Origin of the sequence: Pedobacter polaris, from assembly GCF_005116505.1 — a bacterium.
GTDB lineage: Bacteria > Bacteroidota > Bacteroidia > Sphingobacteriales > Sphingobacteriaceae > Pedobacter > Pedobacter polaris.
The window spans coordinates 1,030,332-1,048,408 of sequence record NZ_SWBR01000002.1 but is presented as its reverse complement, the minus strand read 5'-3'; the positions used below and the strand labels follow the sequence as shown (position 1 = coordinate 1,048,408).

The window sequence follows — 18,077 nt, the reverse complement described above, 5'->3', positions numbered from 1 at the left end:
GCGCATTTATACGTTTTTGGCGTGTTTCGACCTTGCTGAGTTACTCTTTTCTTGAACTATGCTGTCCCCCTCTGGAGGGGGTAAGGGGGAGGTTTTGTATATAAAGTTTATCCAACGCTCTGGGCTTGCCCCGCTTTTCGAATAAGTCCTATCGTGTGGACACAAGTCAGAAATCTGGCGTCATTCCCGTGAAAACGGGAATCGTAAAGCGTTATGTATACTTATTCGGCCTTCTATAGCATTAAGATTGCCAGTCAAGCTGGCAATGACGCCTTAAACAAAGCCAAATGGAGATGTGTCCACACGATTGGAGTAAGTCGGGACAGGCTTTTGCCTTAGCCCTACGCTCATGGGCAGTGTCATAGTAAAAGTAATTGCGTTATGAAGGACTGGATAGTTTGCTACCTACAAACTGTGCCGTCATTGCTGAGCATTTGCTCCAGTTTAGGGTTGCTCCAACAAAATTCCTCAGTCCTTAATCTCTTGCCGTCATATCGACAGGACGTGTGCCGATTTTACATCGGTAGCGCAGCTACGAGATATCTGTTAGTTTATTAACGTTAGCTTTAGCCCTCTCACGATCTTGCCAAGCCCTTTTCACCGTCGGTATAGGCTCGGTATACCGTCGGTTCATCGTCGGAATTGGCTTTTCGACGGTCAACCGACATCGGATTGACGGTGAAGCGACGGTGGAATGAGTATTTTTTTAGCGTTTTGACTTGAAAGATTAAATTGGAACGAAAACGAACTAAGAAAACATTACCATTTTCGCAATGCTTAAAGAAGCCCAATTATGAAATTTATAATTGGGCTTCTTCTCGGATTTTGATTTTGCTAAAAATGCGTTGAAGTGTTCTAAACGCTTGAATTGTAATTAACTTTGTGTTGTTATACCTAACATTTACCAAATGAGAAACAACAATGGAGACTTTAAAAAGATTGATATTTTACACTGCCGACTTAAAGGCAATAACGGGTAAGGGAGATAGAACTTGCCAAAACTTAATGGCGCAAATGCGTGATTTTTTTGAATTGAAAAAATGGCAACAGCCTACGGTTTACCAAGCGAGTGACTTCTTGGGGATACCGTTGGAGCAATTGGTGTGTTTTATTAGGGTTTGATGTTTGTCACTTTCACCCCGTTCTCCATTAAGTCTAGATTTATATCTTGTTTTTTATCAATTTTTGGTCTTTAATTTTATATCGTAGGGTTATTACTGATGAATAAATTTGTTAATTAAAACTTCCTCGAAATGGTTCAGATTGGTCAAGGAGCAGAAAGACCAATGTAAGACGGGATTAAACTTTTTCGCTATGCTCGTTACGTAATTGTACAAAATGCAGCCCCCCTAAAGAAGTGGTGGCATTGGGACAAACCTTTATGGTAAAAACCCGTTTGCAAGAAACAGCAAATGGATGCCCATGAGCAATTAAAGAATGAAGAAGAGGGACACTTGTTTTTAGGGCAAGAATGAAAACGCATAATATTCAATTGGCAGCCGTGGTTAGCGTATTTAAATAGAATCTTTACTAAAGCAGTTCAATAAAGGAATGCGATCAAAAATTGTAGGGAAAGTGATAAAAAAAATCCTTTTAACATTTGTATATCAAAAATAAAATTAAGATATTTGCATCCTCTAAAATAGAGATAGAAAAGACAATCAGAAACATCATAAGCGTTGTTGCCAGCAAATTGCAATTAGGTTCTTGAAAGTTTCAACATAAATAACTTAAATAATATTCAAATGAAAAAAGATTTGCATCCATCAAACTACAGATTTGTAGTATTTAAAGATATGTCTAACGAGTATCAGTTTTTAACTAAATCATGTGTAGACACTAAAGAAACTATTAAATGGGAAGATGGAAATGAGTATCCATTGTACAAATTAGAGATTTCACACACTTCACACCCTTTTTATACTGGTAAAATGAAGTTAGTTGATACTGCTGGTCGTATCGATAAATTTAAAACTCGTTACGCTAAAAAATAATTTTAGCAAAAACATTATATTTTTGAAAGTCCCGAGCCATAAGCTCGGGACTTTTTTTATTTTTGTAGCTTATGATGATCAATTTATTTGATGATAAGTCTTGGCTCTCGCTCAGACCGCTCACCCTTACAAGACCTGTAGCTGATTTGAGAATTGGTATTTTAACCATTGCTGAGAAATGGGCAAAACACCTTAATGCCGAATTTGGCTTTCAAACACAAGATTATTTACAAATTAAATACAAAGCTAAAGCTGCTGTTATTTTTGTCAATGGTGCAATTTGCCCTAATGAAGCTTTAGTAGCAAGCATTGTAGACCTAAAACCTACGCAGGCACTTTATGCTGAGGGTTTGTTACTTGCAGTTTGTTTAGAGAGCTCAACAGAGAGTTTGCAGTTGGCTACGGTTGAGAAATTTGATCGGATTAAATTTGAGCAGCCTTTTACACATCTTCAATTTCCTGAAGATATATTTAAAAACAACCATACCGAATTGCTTGCAGATTTTGCGTTGCTAACAAAAGGACGTACTTCTGGCAAGTTAAGCAGTACCAATACTTTTTTGGGCGACAATATTTTTGTAGAAGAGGGTGCAAGTGCAGAATGCTCTACTTTTAACAGTTTACAAGGTCCAATTTACTTAGGTGCGGCAGCGCAAGTTTGGGAGGGTTGCCATATTCGTGGTTCTTTCGCTTTATGTGAAGATTCGCAAGTAAAAATGGGGGCAAAAATATATGGACAAACCACCATTGGTCCACACAGTAGGGTTGGTGGTGAAATTAACAATGCGGTAATTTGGGGTTGCTCCTCTAAAGGGCATGATGGCTATTTAGGTAATTCGGTGTTGGGACAATGGTGCAATATCGGTGCTGATAGCAATAATTCTAACCTTAAAAATAATTATTCGGAAGTTAGGCTTTGGGATTATGAAAAAGAGAACTTTCGTAGCACTGGTTTACAATTTTGCGGATTAATTATGGCAGATCATGCTAAATGTGCCATCAACACCATGTTTAATACAGGAACTGTTGCTGGGGTGAGTGCCAATGTTTTTGGTGCTGGTTTTCCTCGTAATTTTATTCCAGATTTTGCCTGGGGCGGTGCACATGGCTTTGAGGTGTATAGTTTACAAAAGATGCTCGAAACGGCTAAACTGGTTTTAGAGCGTAGGAATATGGTGTTGGATGAGATTGAGGTTAGGATTTTAACAGAGGTTTTTGAAAGGACTGAGAGGTATAGGCATTTTTAGGTAGGTTTGCTATCTAGAGTTGGATTGGGGAATCTTTAGAAGTGTTTGAAATATTGGGTGTTCGCTCTTTGCCGCGAGGGCATTTTCATTTTTCCTTGATGAAAAACGAAACAAAAAATCAAGAAAGAACGATGCTTCCGCCCACAGACCTGCACATGGCCCGCCGTTCTTTCAGGCCAGCGCGCCCTTAGGCAGTGGTTTATGGGGTAAATAGGTGGGTTTGGGAAAGGTTGTTGATTGGAGGAGAGTAAAGGCTAAAAGACTAAAGCTGAAAGCGATTTAAAACGCTGTGCGCTCTGTGTAATACTCGGTGTTCTCTGCGTTTATAGAATCGTCATATCGAACGTAGCGAAGATCAAACCTAAGGTATAGTAGTCCACTTAGGTGGTGAGAAATAGAAATAAAAAAAATAATCACATAAATATTCATCTCAGAGATCCTTCGTGATACTCTGGATGACAAATAAGGTAATATGAGAAAGAAAATAATAGCTGGTAACTGGAAAATGAATATGGATTATAGCGAAGGCATATCCTTATTCTCGGAAATTGTAAACATGGTTAGAGATGAAAAAAAGGGTGATCAAATCGCAGTGATCTGCGCTCCTTATATTCATATCAACAGCCTTTCGCAACTGGGTGCCGGTGTTGTAAAAATTGGTGCGCAAAACTGCCATCAAAATGAAAGTGGTGCTTTTACTGGAGAGATTTCTGCTAAAATGGTAAAATCTACAGGTTGTGAGTATGTAATTATTGGCCACTCTGAACGCAGACAATATTTTGCTGAAACTGATGCTTTATTGGCTGCTAAAACAGTAATTGCTTTGCAAAATAACTTAACTCCTATTTTCTGCATCGGAGAAACTTTAGATGAAAGAAATAATGGTAGTTATTACCAGGTTTTAGAAAGTCAGCTAGAAAATGGTGTGTTTACATTAGATGCAGCAGATTTTGCTAAAGTTGTATTGGCTTATGAGCCAGTGTGGGCAATTGGTACAGGTTTAACGGCTTCGCCAGAGCAAGCACAAGACATCCATGCTTTTATTAGGGCTAAAATTGATGCGAAATACGGAATGAACATTGCCGATGATACCACTATTTTATACGGTGGAAGTTGCAATCCGAAAAATGCTGCAGAACTTTTTGCTCAATCAGATATTGATGGTGGTTTAATTGGTGGTGCTTCATTAAAATCTCGTGATTTTGTAGATATCGTTAAAACCTTGAATTCTTAATGGAATATAAAAAAGTAGCTTTTAGTTTTATTGATATTGAAGAATATCAACAAGACTTGCTTATCGCAGCGCTGGGAGATATTGGCTTTGACACTTTTGAAGATACTAAAACTGGTTTTGATGCCTTTATAATCGCCAATCAGTTTAATGAAACGCAATTGGTTGATGTTCTAAATGGTTTTGAGGGTGAGTTAGAATACACGTATACGGTAAGTTCAATAGCAGCCCAAAACTGGAATGAAGAGTGGGAAAAGAATTTTAGTCCGCTAGTGATTAATGAGGATTGTTACGTTAGGGCAACTTTTCACGAACACCAACCTCAATATCAGTATGAGATTGTAATAGATCCGAAAATGGCTTTTGGCACTGGTCATCACCAAACTACAACCATGATGATGCTTTACATTTTGGAAACAGCCATAAAAGATAAAGTGATTTTAGACATGGGTGCTGGTACTGGAATTTTAGGGATTTTGGCTGCGAAAAGAGGAGCTGCAGAGATAGTAGCCATAGATAATGATGAAGTGTGCTACCGTAGTGCGATAGAAAATGCTGCTTTAAATGAGATTACTAACCTTACCTCACTTTGTGGAAGTAAGGAAACAATTCCTGCACAAGACTTCGATATTATTTTAGCGAACATCAATAGAAATATTTTACTAGACCAGATTGAAAGTTATGCTGCGGTTTTAAAACCAAATGGCAATATATTCTTTAGTGGTTTTTATGAAACACCAGATTTGGAGATGATTAAGGCGCATTGCCTTCAATTTAATTTAAATTATGTAGATCATAAAAAAATAGGAGATTGGGTAGCAGCGAAGTTTGTTAAATTAAATTAGCTAATTAGCTAATTAGTGAATTTGCTAATTATAATATATGAGAATACATTTCATAGCTATAGGTGGGAGTGCCATGCACAATTTGGCTATAGCTTTACATAAAAAGGGTTTTAAGGTAACTGGTTCTGATGATGTGATTTTTGAGCCCTCTAGCGGTAGGCTTGCTAACTATGGCTTGTTGCCTACAGAATTTGGTTGGTTTGAAGAAAACATCACTCCAGATTTAGATGCGGTAATTTTAGGTATGCATGCCCGATTGGATAATCGGGAATTGTTGAAAGCGCAAGCAATGGGTTTAAAAATTTATTCTTATCCAGAATATATCTACGAACAATCTAAAGATAAACTGCGTGTAGTAATAGGCGGTAGTCATGGTAAAACTACGATCACTTCTATGATTTTACACGTATTGAATTTTTACCACAGAGATTTTGATTATTTGGTTGGTGCACAGTTAGCCGGTTTCGAAACCATGGTTAAAGTAACCGATTCTGCTCCAGTAATTATTATAGAAGGAGATGAGTATTTAGCATCGCCGATTGATCGGAGACCAAAATTTCACCTATATAAAGCAAATATCGCAGTGATTAGCGGCATTGCATGGGACCATATTAATGTGTTTCCAACGTTTGGGGATTATATTTCTCAGTTTACTCAATTTATTGAGACAATATTGCCCGAAGGAAAATTAATTTATAGTGAAAATGATTTAGAGTTAAAGAAAATTGTGCTTAACTCAAAAGCAAATGTTGAGCAGATTCCTTATGCTATTCCGGCACATGAAGTGAGAGATGGCATTACCTATCTTTTGCCTCAACATACCGCTTTACAAGTGTTTGGCGACCACAATTTAATGAATCTAAATGCAGCGAGATTAGTTTGTAAAGAACTCGGTATAAATGAAGTTGATTTTAATGCTGCCATCTCTTCTTTTACTGGCGCAGCGAAGCGTTTAGAGTTGTTAAATAGTAAAAACCAAACGAGTGTTTATAAAGATTTTGCACACTCTCCATCTAAGTTAAAAGCCACTATTGATGCAGTAAAGGCACAATTTACCAATAGAAAGTTAGTGGCTTGTATTGAGCTACATACTTTTAGTAGCTTAAACAAAACGTTTTTAGAACAATATCGTGATACAATGAACGAAGCAGATATTGCGATTGTTTATATAGACGAAAAAACGTTTAAGCACAAGAAAATGGAGCCTTTAGACCAGACTGATGTTCAAACATCTTTTAATGATCAAGATATTAAATTTTTTAATGAAGCTGGTGCATTAGAAAGTTATTTGAGAAGTCTGAATTTCGAAAATACCAACTTGTTGTTGATGAGTTCTGGGAATTTTGGCGGCATGGATTTGGTTAAATTGGCATTAGAGTTGGATGTTTAAAAACAAGAAACATACACTAGAACCAAATAATAACCTAATGAATATCATTGGTAACAATATTAGAAAACTGCGCCATAAAAATGGCTGGAGCCAAGCAGATGTGGCCCAACAATTAAAAATTTCTATTCCTGCTTATTCTAAAATTGAAACGGGAATTACAGATGTTAATATATCGAGATTAGATCAAATTGCTAGGTTATTTGATGTTTCTAGCCTCCAACTTATTGCTAAAGATGCGGAGAATTTACATGCTGGTAGTTCTACAGAAATTGGTGTACTGAGAGATAAACTTGTACTTCAAGAAGATGAAATCATTAAGCTTCAGAAAAAAGTGATTGATCTTTACGAAGAGATTAGAGGTATGGCTAAAAAACCTTACGCATAGTTAGGTGTCGCTTTCCAAAAGTGGCACCTGTTGCTTGGTGTATGGCGATCATTTTATCGTTAAAATCGCCAACCCAAGATAGTTCTAGCTCTGTATATTGATTTTTTGGTAATACATATTCGCCAAGTTTAATAAATAGTGCAGATTCTAAGCCAAGTTTTTGGAAGGATATTTTTGTACCCATTACAATGGCACGCATTCTTTTAACCCCAATCCAACGTTTATACGCAAATTTTAGCTTCTCTATTATACCCAGTTTGCCATTTAAGCCCTTAATCATTTGGTTGGCATCTGGAATAATTACTACAAAAGAAGCTGGCTCTCCGTTGGCATAGGCAAACCAAATTAAGTTTTCGTCCATAATTACTTCCATTTGTTTAAAGCTTTCTTTCAGTGTTTCTTTTTTAATGGGAACGAAATTCTCAAAATCTTGCCAGCCATCATTGTAAATTTCCATTAAATCATTGATGTATTTTTCGGCATTAGCTTTTTCGAAGTGCTTGAAAGTGTAATCTGGCTTTGCAGCCACCCAATTGGCAATTTTAGTAAACCTTGCCGGAAAAGGAATGGTAAGGTTAATATGATTAGTTAATTGCTCATAAGCAGTTATAAAGCCATAATCAACAAAAAATTGATGGTAATAGGGTAGGTGATAGTTCATTCCATAAGAAGGGGGCGTAAAACCTTCAACTAATAAACCCCAGAATGTATCATTTTCTCCAAAATTGATAGGACCTTCCATCGCTTTCATTCCTTTTTCTTGCAGCCAGTTTTTAGCGGTATCAAAAAGTAAAAATGCAGCTTCTTTATTGTCAATACATTCAAAAAAACCCATTCCACCAGTTGGTTGCTCATAATTGTGGGCTTTTTTATCATTTATGAATGCAGCAACACGGCCAATAGTTTGATTGTTGTTGTCTGTTAAAATCCACCTTGTGCATTGCCCATGTTTAAAGAAAGGATTGCTTTTTGCATCAAATACTTTTTCAATGTCTGTATCTAGCGGACGAATCCAGCTTTTATCATGAGCATAAATACTATTTACAAGATCTAGAAATTCTCTTTTACTTTGCTTATCCTTAACAGGTACAATCTTCATTGGTAGAAATATGTCTTAAAATAAAAAGCACCCTAATAAAGGATGCTTTTAAATATAGGTTTTATATCTTAATTAGTATCTATCGTCGTCTTCATCGTCATCATCATCAAAGGCGTCGAATGTGTCTAAATCATCTATTGGCACATCGAACACTTCTTCAACTTCAACATCATCATCCTCGTCCAGACCCTCATTGTCTAGCATGTCGTCGTCTTCATCATCGTCATCCTCTTTACTAGAAAGTGGCTTGTTAACAATGTCTTTACCTGTTGGTTTTTTTGGCGCTTTCATAAAACAAAAATTAATAGTAGGAAAGTATTAATGGCACTCTAAATTACAAAAATCTTTTAATAGAAAGAAGCCTGTTTGTTTAGAATTAATATTTACATCAAAATTAAAACAAAAAGATTTTTCATGAAAGTTTTTTTTACTTTTTTCTTTGGCTGAAACGCAGCTAGTTAGGTCTAAATGATGATATTTGAATAAATGAAATGTAAACAATATGTACATTTTCATGTAAGATTTTCTAAGTTTTTGAGCAAATGTCGTGGATCCAAAAGTGAATATGTCCTTAAAATCCAACAATGGTTGTGTAAAGTAATGCGTGATCAAGATTGTTTAAACAAAAAAAGCGTCTCAATTTAATTGGGACGCTTTTAACACACAAATGAAACCTGAATTGAGATATAGTTTTAGGTTAGGTTAAAAAATATCTTTTGTCAATCCTATAAGAACGCTTTTGAAACAAACATTACTGTTTGTTTAATATCTTATAACAAGTTTAATGCTAATATTAGAGTGAACATAGAATACTTAGTAAGTGGTAGTAATAATTGAGTAAACGGTAAATTTTAATTTAAAGGGACTAAAATAGTGATTGTGGTACCACTATTTCCGTTCTGTTCTACAAACAATTGTATAGGTTTTGCCTCAATCTGGTTTAATAAATTGATTCTTTCCTGTGTTAAGTTCATTCCTTTACTTTGGTGTGCTGTGTTTTTTGTGCTTAATGAATTTTTAATACCAATGCCATTGTCTATGATTTTAATCCAAAGGTAATCTTCATCCTTTTGGCTAATAGCTAACTTAACTTCGCCACCATCTTCTTTAGGCATTATACCATGCCAAATTGCATTTTCTATATAAGGCTGCAAGAGCATAGATGGAAGTAAGGTTTCTTCTTTGTCAATTTGTGGGTCTACAGTAATGCTGTACTTGAATTTGTCGCCAAATCTGTTCTTCTCTAAGCTTAGGTATAGGTTTAAATACTCTATTTCTTCTTCTAAATTGATATAGCTCTTTGTACAAATTTCTAAGTTTTTTCTAATCAGCTTTGCAAAACCAGTTAATATTTTATTAGCTGATGACGTATTTTGAGTGTTAATGTAATGCTGTATAGAATTCATTACGTTAAATACAAAGTGTGGATTCATCATCGCCTGCAAAGCTTGTTGCTCTAGCATTAAGATTTTGTTTTTTAATAAAAGCTGTTCTTGCTCTTTGTTCTTTTGTCTTTTGGTAATTTTAACTGTAATAATGTATAACAAGTAGGCTCCAATTAACAGCATAATCACTAAAAACCACCAAGTTTGCCAAAAATGTTTTTCTAAAACGAAATTGATTTTAGCGGGTGTGCTCCATTCACTATCTTGACTTTTTGCACTTACCTCAAAAGTATAAGTACCAGGCTCTAATGAAGAAAGATCAAGCCTGCGGTTTTTTGTTTCAGACCAATTGTCATCATCATTTAACCGATAGCGGTAGGTTATTTTTCGGTTTTTAAAATCGATAGCACTATAATTGAAGGTAATGTTTTTTTCATCTGGCTTGAGGATGAAGTTATCTGCACTTAAATCGAGCATTTCTCTATTTACACTAACAGAAGAGATGTATATTTTAGGGGCTTGGGTTTGTTGTGTCTTTTTGTTGTAGCTGAAATAAACTAAACCATTGTTTGTAGCGAAATAGGCAATATCGGCATCAATGTAAAGGTCATTTAAATCATCTGATAATAAGTCGTTTGCATAATCAAATGAGTTAATCGTATACTGGTTATTATGAATGTTAATGCGGTTAATGCCTGTATTGCTAATTGCCCATAAATAGTTGCCCTTTACAAATAGCTTTGTAATGATATTATTGTTTAGGCCATCCTTTAGCGTAATTCTTTTAAATAGAACTCCATCTTTTAAAATGGCAATGCCATAGCCATCTGTGGCCATAGCGTAAACATTGTTTTTAAGCTCTTTAATGTCGTTTATCCGTTTGGATAACAAAGGATAGGTTTCATAATATTTATACAAATTACCCTTGTTAAATTCGATTAAGCCGCTAGTGTTAGAAAACCAAAGGCTTTGAGCTTGATCATAGTAAACACGGTAAGATCGATCTTTAAAGTAATCTTGTTTTTCTTTATAGTTTAAGGACGAAAACTCGAATTTGTTTAACCTATCATTGATAATCACTACTCCAGAAGAAAGTGATAGGGCTAGTTTGCTAGTTGTATCTATACTGAAATTTTTAACAACAAAAACAGAATTATTAGTTTCTTTAAGATAATTAATTTCGGTTTTTGCCGGATAGGCTGCTTTTATTACTCCAACACCATAATCTGAAGCAAAGAATAGTTGTTTATTCTTTGCGTCAAAAGTTAATTGTTTAATTATATTGTATTTCTTCTGGTCTGGAATGTTGATCTTTTGTATCGTTTTGTTTCTTAGATTTAATATATTGATGTTATTGTTACCTAACCCCATCCACAACCTGCCATTGGCATCTTTGGTGATACTTTTAATAACTTCATTGTCTAGTCCATTTGCTTTATTAAAAATATAAAGACGTTCTTTTTTGTCAGGGAGGCGATAAATGCCGTTTTTGGTGGTGAACCAAATATTTTGGTTGCTGTCTTTTATAACTTGATTAACATCGACATCTTTTAGCAGCTGTTCTATTTTACCATCAAAACCAATTACATATACACCGCTATTGTTACTTAACCAAAGCCCTTTTTCATCAACATAAATATATCCTGGTCTATTGGTTAATAAGTCTGGATTGATGTTTAAAACCAAACTGCTAAATGCACCATTTCTGATGTTTAGGCCTTTATTGTCTAAAAAATAAACAGATTTATCAGTTCTTGTTATCAAGGTTTTATAAGACAATGGCAATGTTTTGTCTTCTATTAAAACGAAATTATTTTTAATAAACAAAAAAACTGCTTCTGTACTGTAAGCCCAAATATTGCCCTGTTTGTCTTCTTGGATATAGGCATTTGCATATTGACTTTCATTATAGGTAGAACTGTATTTAATTAGGTTTTCGCCATCCCAAACGCCAATGATATTTTTATTGGTACCAAACCAGATCTTGCCTTTGCTATCTTCAAAAAAAGATACAATTACAGCATTAAAGTTTAATTTTTTTAATTGTTTGTCATTATCTGGATTATAAATTTTACCATTATAAAAATAGCTCAATTGCCCCCCAAGAGATAAAAACCAAATCCTGCCCTTTCTGTCTTCTCTAAGTTGTAAAATTTGGTTATCGGGCAAACCATCATCAACAGAAAAAGATTCAAAGGTTGTACCGTCAAATCTACTCACTCCGGCATCTGTAGCTACCCAAATGTACCCACGTTTATCTTGTAAAGTATAATAACAGTTGTTGCTTGGTAAACCATTTTTTGTGGTATAATGAGGTAAATATGCCGTTTGTGCAAAGCCATATTTGGTTGACATTATAAATGCCACCAATAGCAACAGTATAAGATATTGATACTTAATTCTCACTTTGTATGTTGGTATATGCTTTTATTTTATCGAAAAAATCACTAGCTCTTCTTCTAGATACATTAATAGTTTCGCCATTGTTTAGTAAAACTTGCAAACCGTTTCTAGAATTGTATTCTTTCACGAATTTTAAATTTACGATGCTAGATTTATGTACTCTTACAAATCTATTTTCTGGTAAAATTTCTTCGTAATCTTTTAATACTTTCGAAACTACAATCTTTTCTAGATTGGTTAAATTAAAGATAGAGTAATTGCTATCGGCTTCAATATGGATAATGTCATCAATATCAATTAGTTTATAACCCTGTGCACTTGGCAATGTTATTTTTTGTATGCTTGTTTTATCGCCACTTAAATCGTTAGCTAAGTTTTTTAGGCTCTCATTTCTGTTATTTTCGGCTTTATTGAGATTGATATATTTAACGGCTTTATTAACGGCTTCTTTTAATTCATCAATATCTATGGGTTTTAATAAGTAATCTAGCGCATTTGCTTTGATCGCTTTTAAGGCATACTGATCATAAGCGGTTGTGAAAATTACAGAAGCATTGGTCTGTTGAACTTGAGGGATTAATTCAAAACCATTTTCTCCAGGCATGGCAATGTCTAGAAAAATGAGGTCTACATTTTGCTGATTTAACAGTGTTCTTGCCTCATTTACAGATTTAGCAATACCAATGATATTTACACTTTCGCAGTTTTGTTGTAAAAGGAAATAAAGTGATGAACGAGCAAATTCTTCATCATCTACAATAATTGCATTTAACACGGTATATTTTTTAAGTACGGCTCAATTTATCAAAAAAATGGGGGGAACCGAAAATATTGCTGTGCATTTATTAGAAAAGCGGTGAAAATGCAGTCATTAATACCAAACTTATTTACTTATAGCAAAGTTTTTAAGAAATAGATCTTTGTTTTTGGTATCTAAACCTGGAGGTACAAAGCAGGTTAAGGAATAAGATACATCACCAACTAAAAATATTTTTAAGTATACGGTAGATTTATTTTCGGGGTTTGTGCCTTCAAGTGCATAGGTTTTTATAGTGTTGGTTTCACTAATTTTTACATCACCTATTTCATATTTTGGCATTTTTGCTTTGATGCTGGCCACCACTTCATCAATAAACTTAAGTCTAACCAAAAGAGTGTCTGAGCTTAATGTGCTTTGGTATGCGCTTTGGTCAATTTCCATAATTACCACACCATAAACAGTTCCGGTACTATCTTTAGCTATGTATGTAGATTCTGATACCTTTTTTACTTCTGCAGGAAAGCTAATTGTTAATTTTTCGCCAAATTTTTGCTTAACCCAACCGGTTTGTGCTTTTGCAAATAGACTGATTAGTGAGAATAGAACGATTAGTGTATTTTTTATAGCCATAGGTAGCTCTTAGTTATTTGGTAATAGAAATATTAGTTAAAAATATATCTCTGTTTTTAGTGTTTTTTCCATCAGTAATAATATTTGTGATGCTATAGGCAATCCCATCTACAAAAACAATATTCATCGCAATTGTAGATTTGTTTGGTTCATCCCTTCCAATAACTTGATAAGCGGTATAGCCTTTTAAGGTGGAGATTTTAGCAGCTTTAAAGATAAACTTTGGCATAGTTGGTGTTAAACCTCCCATAAAATCATCTGCAAATTGCTGGGCTTTAATTTTTTCATTGAATTCATTTAAAGGCATCCCTGTAGCCTTTAACAGGTCAACAAATGAAACTAAATATACAACACCTTCCGCGTCTTTTATCCCATAGTTTTGCTCATTAATTTTCTTAGGTTCTAATGGAAAAGTTACGCTAACCTTTTCGCTAATTTTTTGTTTAAACCAACCTTCTTGAGCATTAACACAAACACTAAGAACTGAAAGAAATAGAATTAGAATAGATTTTTTTAACATGATTGAACTTTGAGTGATAGCGTAGATTTAAACTTGCTTATTTTGCCTCCAAATTAAAAAAATAAAATTGATTTTTGTCTTAACAAGCTATTTTTTAACTGCTGCATTGTTTCCAAACTTACGTGGGTAATAAGAAAGTGTGACCATAAAATATTGTTGCAATACGTTTCTGGTAGAAGTTGTAAAAGTATTGGTTCCTGCAAAGTTAAATATTGCCCTGTTTTGCTTCAATAAATCTAATGCAGATAGCTTAATTTCTGCATTGTTACCTTTTGTAAAACGGTAGTTGAATTCTGCATTCCAAATGGTAAAGTTTACGGTTTCACCAACAGAAGGATTGTTGTTATTTAAACTGATGTTACTGTTTAAAGAAAACTTCTTGGTGAAATTGTAGTTAGTGCTTAAGCTAGAGGTAAGCGTTACGTTTTTATAAGCTGTATTTAATGATTTTTGCTTAGATGAACTTGTTCCAATACTTTGAGTGCCTTCTAAAGCGAATTTATCCTTGAAAGTAAAGTTAGTAGAGATTTTGTTTTCTGTTGAGGTATTGTTAGAAAAGTTAAAAACTCCATTTAAGTAATTTGGTGTACGATTGATATTAAAGCTAGTGGTATAGCCAAATTTCAGTTCGGCAGATTTAAACTTTAAAGATTTACGCACATCTCCGTATAAGCGAGCGTATTTACTACCGTTAGCATTTGCCAAATAATTGTTTCTTCTATTTCTGGCATCAATAAAAGAACTATCAATAATGGCATCCTCAATTAAACCAATCGATGCATTTGCACTAAAATTGAGCGTATTTTTGTTTCGCATATCATTACGATATAGGCTCAAATTTAAAGATTTAGTTTTTGCTTCGACCAGATTGATGTTTCCTCTTTGCAAATTATATAAATTGGTACTGTCTGTTAAGGGTGCTAATTGATTAACCGTAGGAATAGCAATTGTTGTATTGTAGGTTAATGAAATGTTTGTTGAATGTGTCCCATACTGGTAGTTATAATAAGAAATACTAGCCATTGGAACAAAATTGTTATAATTTCTGTTGATGTTTTGAAAGCTCTTTATTGATTTATTGTCTTGGTAACTCAGTTGTTGGGCAGCAGTTAATCTAATACTTAAATTTTTATTATAACGGTTGCTTAAATTCTTACTGAAGTTTTTCGATATAGAAAACCCCGGTGTAAATATCGCTTGATTTGTCTGTAAATCGTTAGATAGGTAATCGTTTGGTTTGTAGGTATTTCCATTCAAATCTTCAACCTGATTCTTATTTTTATTATTATCTAAATCAAGCTTTGCTGATAATTCTCCATTAAAGTTTGAGAAGTTTTTATTGCCAAAAAATAACGACTTCAAATCGCGAACTACTAAATTGATGTTTTGATTAAAGCTTTTAGTATTGGTTTGATAATTTCTATTGAAATCTCTATTTAAGGTAGGTGTTAACAAATCTCTAAAAGCTGTAATTTCATTTCTATCAGAATTTCTGTTATTCATAGCTAGATTATAGCTTAAATTAAAGCCCTTAAACCGTTGTTTCCAGTTATTGTAGTTGTTATAACTGTAATTTGCCCTTAAATTAAAATTTTGATTGTCAGAATTATTTGTACTGCTTCCGTTATTCGTACTGGTTATTTGATTGTTGTTATCAGAAGCATTTCTAATATTGGTTTGTATACCACTACTATTATCCGTGGTAAAAGTTTCACTAATATCAATTTGATGGTTCTTTTTAAAGTAATTGAACTGTGAATTTTGACGATGACTTTCGCTATTGTTAACAGCAGCATTTTCTGAAAAAGAGAATATCTTATTATTAGTTGATAGTGTGGTAATAGTCTGATTTTGGGAATTGTTAATTGATTCTATGTTCTTAAAATAATAATCTGCACTTACGGAACTTTTATTATTCCATTCTTTAGTGTCTGGGGTAAAATTATAGCTCATTTTGGCACCGGCTACAGTTCCCTTATTAATGCCTACCTGCCTAAAATCTGGTTGATATTCTATACTGGTACCTGTGCCTTTAAAGGTACTATTACGAACTAAAGTGTTAATGTCGTTTGGCGTTTTGTTAACATCGTTTGTGGCGCCAATAAGCGAAAGTTGTAATTTTGGCGTAGTAAAATTAATGTTTCCGTCAATCTGGTAATGGTCATTGGTTCCGTATCCAATTCCAATCTTTCCAAAGTAAGACCTATCTTTTCCTTTTTTCAACTTTAAGTTGGCTACCAAATTACTATCCAGTGGATTATTACGGTCGGCATTATTAAATATCTGGATTTTCTCCAATGCATTTTTCGGTATGTTCTGTAATGTTACTTTATTATCTCCATCGAAAAATTGTTTACCATTTACCAATAAACTTTTAACTTCCTTACCATTAACCGTAATAACTCCATCGCCCCAAACTGTAATGTTTGGTACTTTTTTAAGCAAATCCTCAACAGTTGCATTTGAGTCTAACTTAAATGCAGCTGCATTTATTTCTAAGGTATCGTTATTGTATGTTATTGGTGGTATGCTGATTACAACTTCTTTTAAAGTCTCATTTCTAGGGTTTATCACCAAAGTTTTTAAATCGAGCATGCTTTCTCCTTTCGGAATCGTTATTTTTTGACGGAATGTTTCGTACCCTACATTGCTTACATCTATTCGTAATATTTGCCCAATTGGCACATTGGTAAATTTAAACTCACCATAATTGTTGCTTAATTGATAATTTAAAACGGAACTATCTGCTCGGTAAAGGGAAACAGTAGCAGCCTTTAACACATAATTATGAGTGGTATCGCGAACTATTCCTTTGATGGTTCCTGTGGTAGGCGCAGCAGCAGCCTGTTGCCCATAAGATGATGAAGAAAATAGACATACTATGCCTATAGTTAAAATGAGGAGAAAGCGCATAGATTACTTGGTTTTTGGTTTGAAGACTACTAATACTGGGTTACTCTTTCTGTCGCCAGTTTTAAAGTAATTTTCTAAAAGTTGAGGATATTTTATTGTCTTACCTGCGCTACGCTCTTTAAAAGCAAACATAGCTAATGAAGAATAGCTGGTATAAAACTTTCCACCCTCAAATGCCAAAAATCCACGATTTTCAAAATCATAACCAAAGCCAGAATCAGTAATTGGTAAAAAAAAAGAAAGACTATCAGGCTCTAAATCTTGAAAAGAAATCAATTCGCTTGTTTTGATATTATAAATTAAGTTTTTCTTTTGGTCTTTGTCCCAGAAAACGTTTGAAAACCTTACGTAGAGGTTATCTCCTAATAGATAGCTCTTCCCTAAACCATGTATAACCTTTTTGTTTTTTTCGAAGTAGTCAAACCTTTTCTTTACATAGATAGGATTGGTTAAAAAATCTTTAGGTAAAGTATTAATGGCAGGAAGTACGAATTTATAGGCCAATGAAACTTTATCTGGTGTTATTTTATATAGGTTATAATCATAAAAAGTACTCCAAAATGCTTCATTAGGAGCGTATTGACTAATTCCCCCATCACCATACCAATCATCCGTTTCGTATAATTTAGTGTCAAATTTAAAATAACCAATAGTGTCTTTTTTAATTTTATTAATGACGTTTAACTTGTAAAAAGTACTGTCCTTGCCTTTTTTAATATACATGCCTAGCTTTGCAAGGATATCACCATTAGACATTGTAATCTCGTCAGAATAGCTATAGTTTTTTACTTTTTTAATAAACTTACCATCCATTGTAAAATATTGAACATTGTTACCGGTGAAGATGATGATATAATCATTACCATCTTCGTTTACGGTTCTGAAACCATAAGATTGTGCTTTTTCTTTATCCTCTTTATCAGTTTGAAGTTTGGTAGCATCAATTTTACTAATGTACTTTCCTTCATCACTAAAGAGTAGGATAGATCTGGTATCGTAATCATAAACAATAAACTTATTGCCAGCTATCTTTAGTTGTGCAATATTTCCAAATAAACTTTCTTTTGTAGTTTCTAGTGGGATAAATTTTACTTCATCAAAAATTTGCGAAATAGCAGCCCCTCTTGCACTTTGAGGGTCTATTCTTAAAGTAACCATACTAGTACTGTCTATTTTACCAGTTTGTGCAGAAGTTAATAAGGTTAGGGATTGAGTAGCTAATAAGATACAGAGGAACAGCTTGAGCGGTTTCATAGAGCGGTAATAGTTATTCGG

The 18,077-nt window shown here is 34.1% G+C and carries 15 protein-coding genes; 7 read left to right on the top strand and 8 right to left on the bottom strand.

Annotation, left to right across the window (positions count from 1 at the left end; genetic code table 11):
* The first annotated feature begins 921 nt into the window (after window positions 1–921).
* The 7 genes from FA048_RS10530 (at window position 922) to FA048_RS10500 (ending at window position 7,092) form a co-directional block, all read left to right on the top strand.
* The gene (locus FA048_RS10530; RefSeq protein WP_136840612.1) at window positions 922–1,122 is read left to right on the top strand and encodes a hypothetical protein; all 201 of its coding nucleotides are present in this window, start codon (window positions 922–924) and stop codon (window positions 1,120–1,122) included.
* Between the two features lie 623 nt (window positions 1,123–1,745).
* A complete protein-coding gene (locus tag FA048_RS10525; protein ID WP_131554097.1) occupies window positions 1,746–1,994 on the top strand; it encodes a type B 50S ribosomal protein L31 in 249 nt (82 codons plus the stop codon).
* Between the two features lie 71 nt (window positions 1,995–2,065).
* Window positions 2,066–3,241: a putative sugar nucleotidyl transferase gene (locus tag FA048_RS10520; protein ID WP_136840610.1), complete on the top strand. Its 1,176-nt coding sequence runs from the start codon at window positions 2,066–2,068 to the stop codon at window positions 3,239–3,241.
* 472 nt (window positions 3,242–3,713) lie between these two features.
* Window positions 3,714–4,475 (top strand): triose-phosphate isomerase, encoded by a 762-nt coding sequence (gene tpiA / locus FA048_RS10515; protein WP_136840608.1) that lies wholly within the window; start codon window positions 3,714–3,716, stop codon window positions 4,473–4,475.
* The gene (gene prmA, locus FA048_RS10510) at window positions 4,475–5,317 is read left to right on the top strand and encodes a 50S ribosomal protein L11 methyltransferase (RefSeq protein ID WP_136840606.1); all 843 of its coding nucleotides are present in this window, start codon (window positions 4,475–4,477) and stop codon (window positions 5,315–5,317) included. The genes tpiA and prmA overlap by 1 nt, the downstream gene beginning before the upstream one ends.
* Window positions 5,318–5,354: 37 nt before the next feature.
* Entirely contained in the window at window positions 5,355–6,707 is a 1,353-nt protein-coding gene (locus FA048_RS10505) for a UDP-N-acetylmuramate--L-alanine ligase (RefSeq protein ID WP_136840604.1), read from the top strand.
* Window positions 6,708–6,744: 37 nt separating this feature from the next.
* Window positions 6,745–7,092, top strand: coding sequence for a helix-turn-helix domain-containing protein (locus FA048_RS10500; RefSeq protein ID WP_136840602.1), 348 nt, complete (start codon window positions 6,745–6,747; stop codon window positions 7,090–7,092).
* Here the strand turns inward: FA048_RS10500 and FA048_RS10495 are convergent.
* From FA048_RS10495 to FA048_RS10460, 8 genes are all read right to left on the bottom strand, one after another.
* Complete coding sequence (locus FA048_RS10495) at window positions 7,073–8,191, bottom strand: GNAT family N-acetyltransferase (RefSeq protein WP_136840600.1); 1,119 nt, start codon at window positions 8,189–8,191, stop codon at window positions 7,073–7,075. The two genes, FA048_RS10500 and FA048_RS10495, sit on opposite strands and share 20 nt — an antisense overlap.
* A gap of 72 nt (window positions 8,192–8,263) precedes the next feature.
* Entirely contained in the window at window positions 8,264–8,482 is a 219-nt protein-coding gene (locus FA048_RS19720) for a hypothetical protein (RefSeq protein ID WP_169306853.1), read from the bottom strand.
* A gap of 560 nt (window positions 8,483–9,042) precedes the next feature.
* Window positions 9,043–11,931, bottom strand: coding sequence for a sensor histidine kinase (locus FA048_RS10485; protein WP_136840598.1), 2,889 nt, complete (start codon window positions 11,929–11,931; stop codon window positions 9,043–9,045).
* A gap of 40 nt (window positions 11,932–11,971) precedes the next feature.
* Entirely contained in the window at window positions 11,972–12,754 is a 783-nt protein-coding gene (locus FA048_RS10480; RefSeq protein WP_136840597.1) for a LytR/AlgR family response regulator transcription factor, read from the bottom strand.
* Window positions 12,755–12,862: 108 nt separating this feature from the next.
* Window positions 12,863–13,369 (bottom strand): hypothetical protein, encoded by a 507-nt coding sequence (locus tag FA048_RS10475; protein WP_136840595.1) that lies wholly within the window; start codon window positions 13,367–13,369, stop codon window positions 12,863–12,865.
* 13 nt (window positions 13,370–13,382) lie between these two features.
* Window positions 13,383–13,889, bottom strand: a complete 507-nt coding sequence (locus FA048_RS10470; RefSeq protein ID WP_136840593.1) for a hypothetical protein — start codon at window positions 13,887–13,889, stop codon at window positions 13,383–13,385.
* Between the two features lie 87 nt (window positions 13,890–13,976).
* The gene (locus FA048_RS10465; RefSeq protein ID WP_136840591.1) at window positions 13,977–16,802 is read right to left on the bottom strand and encodes a TonB-dependent receptor; all 2,826 of its coding nucleotides are present in this window, start codon (window positions 16,800–16,802) and stop codon (window positions 13,977–13,979) included.
* 3 nt (window positions 16,803–16,805) lie between these two features.
* Complete coding sequence (locus FA048_RS10460; RefSeq protein WP_136840589.1) at window positions 16,806–18,056, bottom strand: 6-bladed beta-propeller; 1,251 nt, start codon at window positions 18,054–18,056, stop codon at window positions 16,806–16,808.
* Window positions 18,057–18,077: the final 21 nt, after the last annotated feature.

Coding starts and splice junctions, on each gene's coding strand:
- FA048_RS10475 (WP_136840595.1), bottom strand. CDS start 13,369: ATGGCTATAAAAAATACACTAATCGTTCTATTCTCACTAATCAGTCTA.
- FA048_RS10520 (WP_136840610.1), top strand. CDS start 2,066: ATGATGATCAATTTATTTGATGATAAGTCTTGGCTCTCGCTCAGACCG.
- tpiA (WP_136840608.1), top strand. CDS start 3,714: ATGAGAAAGAAAATAATAGCTGGTAACTGGAAAATGAATATGGATTAT.
- FA048_RS10505 (WP_136840604.1), top strand. CDS start 5,355: ATGAGAATACATTTCATAGCTATAGGTGGGAGTGCCATGCACAATTTG.
- FA048_RS10485 (WP_136840598.1), bottom strand. CDS start 11,931: ATGTCAACCAAATATGGCTTTGCACAAACGGCATATTTACCTCATTAT.
- FA048_RS10460 (WP_136840589.1), bottom strand. CDS start 18,056: ATGAAACCGCTCAAGCTGTTCCTCTGTATCTTATTAGCTACTCAATCC.
- FA048_RS10495 (WP_136840600.1), bottom strand. CDS start 8,191: ATGAAGATTGTACCTGTTAAGGATAAGCAAAGTAAAAGAGAATTTCTA.
- FA048_RS10500 (WP_136840602.1), top strand. CDS start 6,745: ATGAATATCATTGGTAACAATATTAGAAAACTGCGCCATAAAAATGGC.
- FA048_RS10470 (WP_136840593.1), bottom strand. CDS start 13,889: ATGTTAAAAAAATCTATTCTAATTCTATTTCTTTCAGTTCTTAGTGTT.
- FA048_RS10530 (WP_136840612.1), top strand. CDS start 922: ATGGAGACTTTAAAAAGATTGATATTTTACACTGCCGACTTAAAGGCA.
- FA048_RS10525 (WP_131554097.1), top strand. CDS start 1,746: ATGAAAAAAGATTTGCATCCATCAAACTACAGATTTGTAGTATTTAAA.
- prmA (WP_136840606.1), top strand. CDS start 4,475: ATGGAATATAAAAAAGTAGCTTTTAGTTTTATTGATATTGAAGAATAT.
- FA048_RS19720 (WP_169306853.1), bottom strand. CDS start 8,482: ATGAAAGCGCCAAAAAAACCAACAGGTAAAGACATTGTTAACAAGCCA.
- FA048_RS10465 (WP_136840591.1), bottom strand. CDS start 16,802: ATGCGCTTTCTCCTCATTTTAACTATAGGCATAGTATGTCTATTTTCT.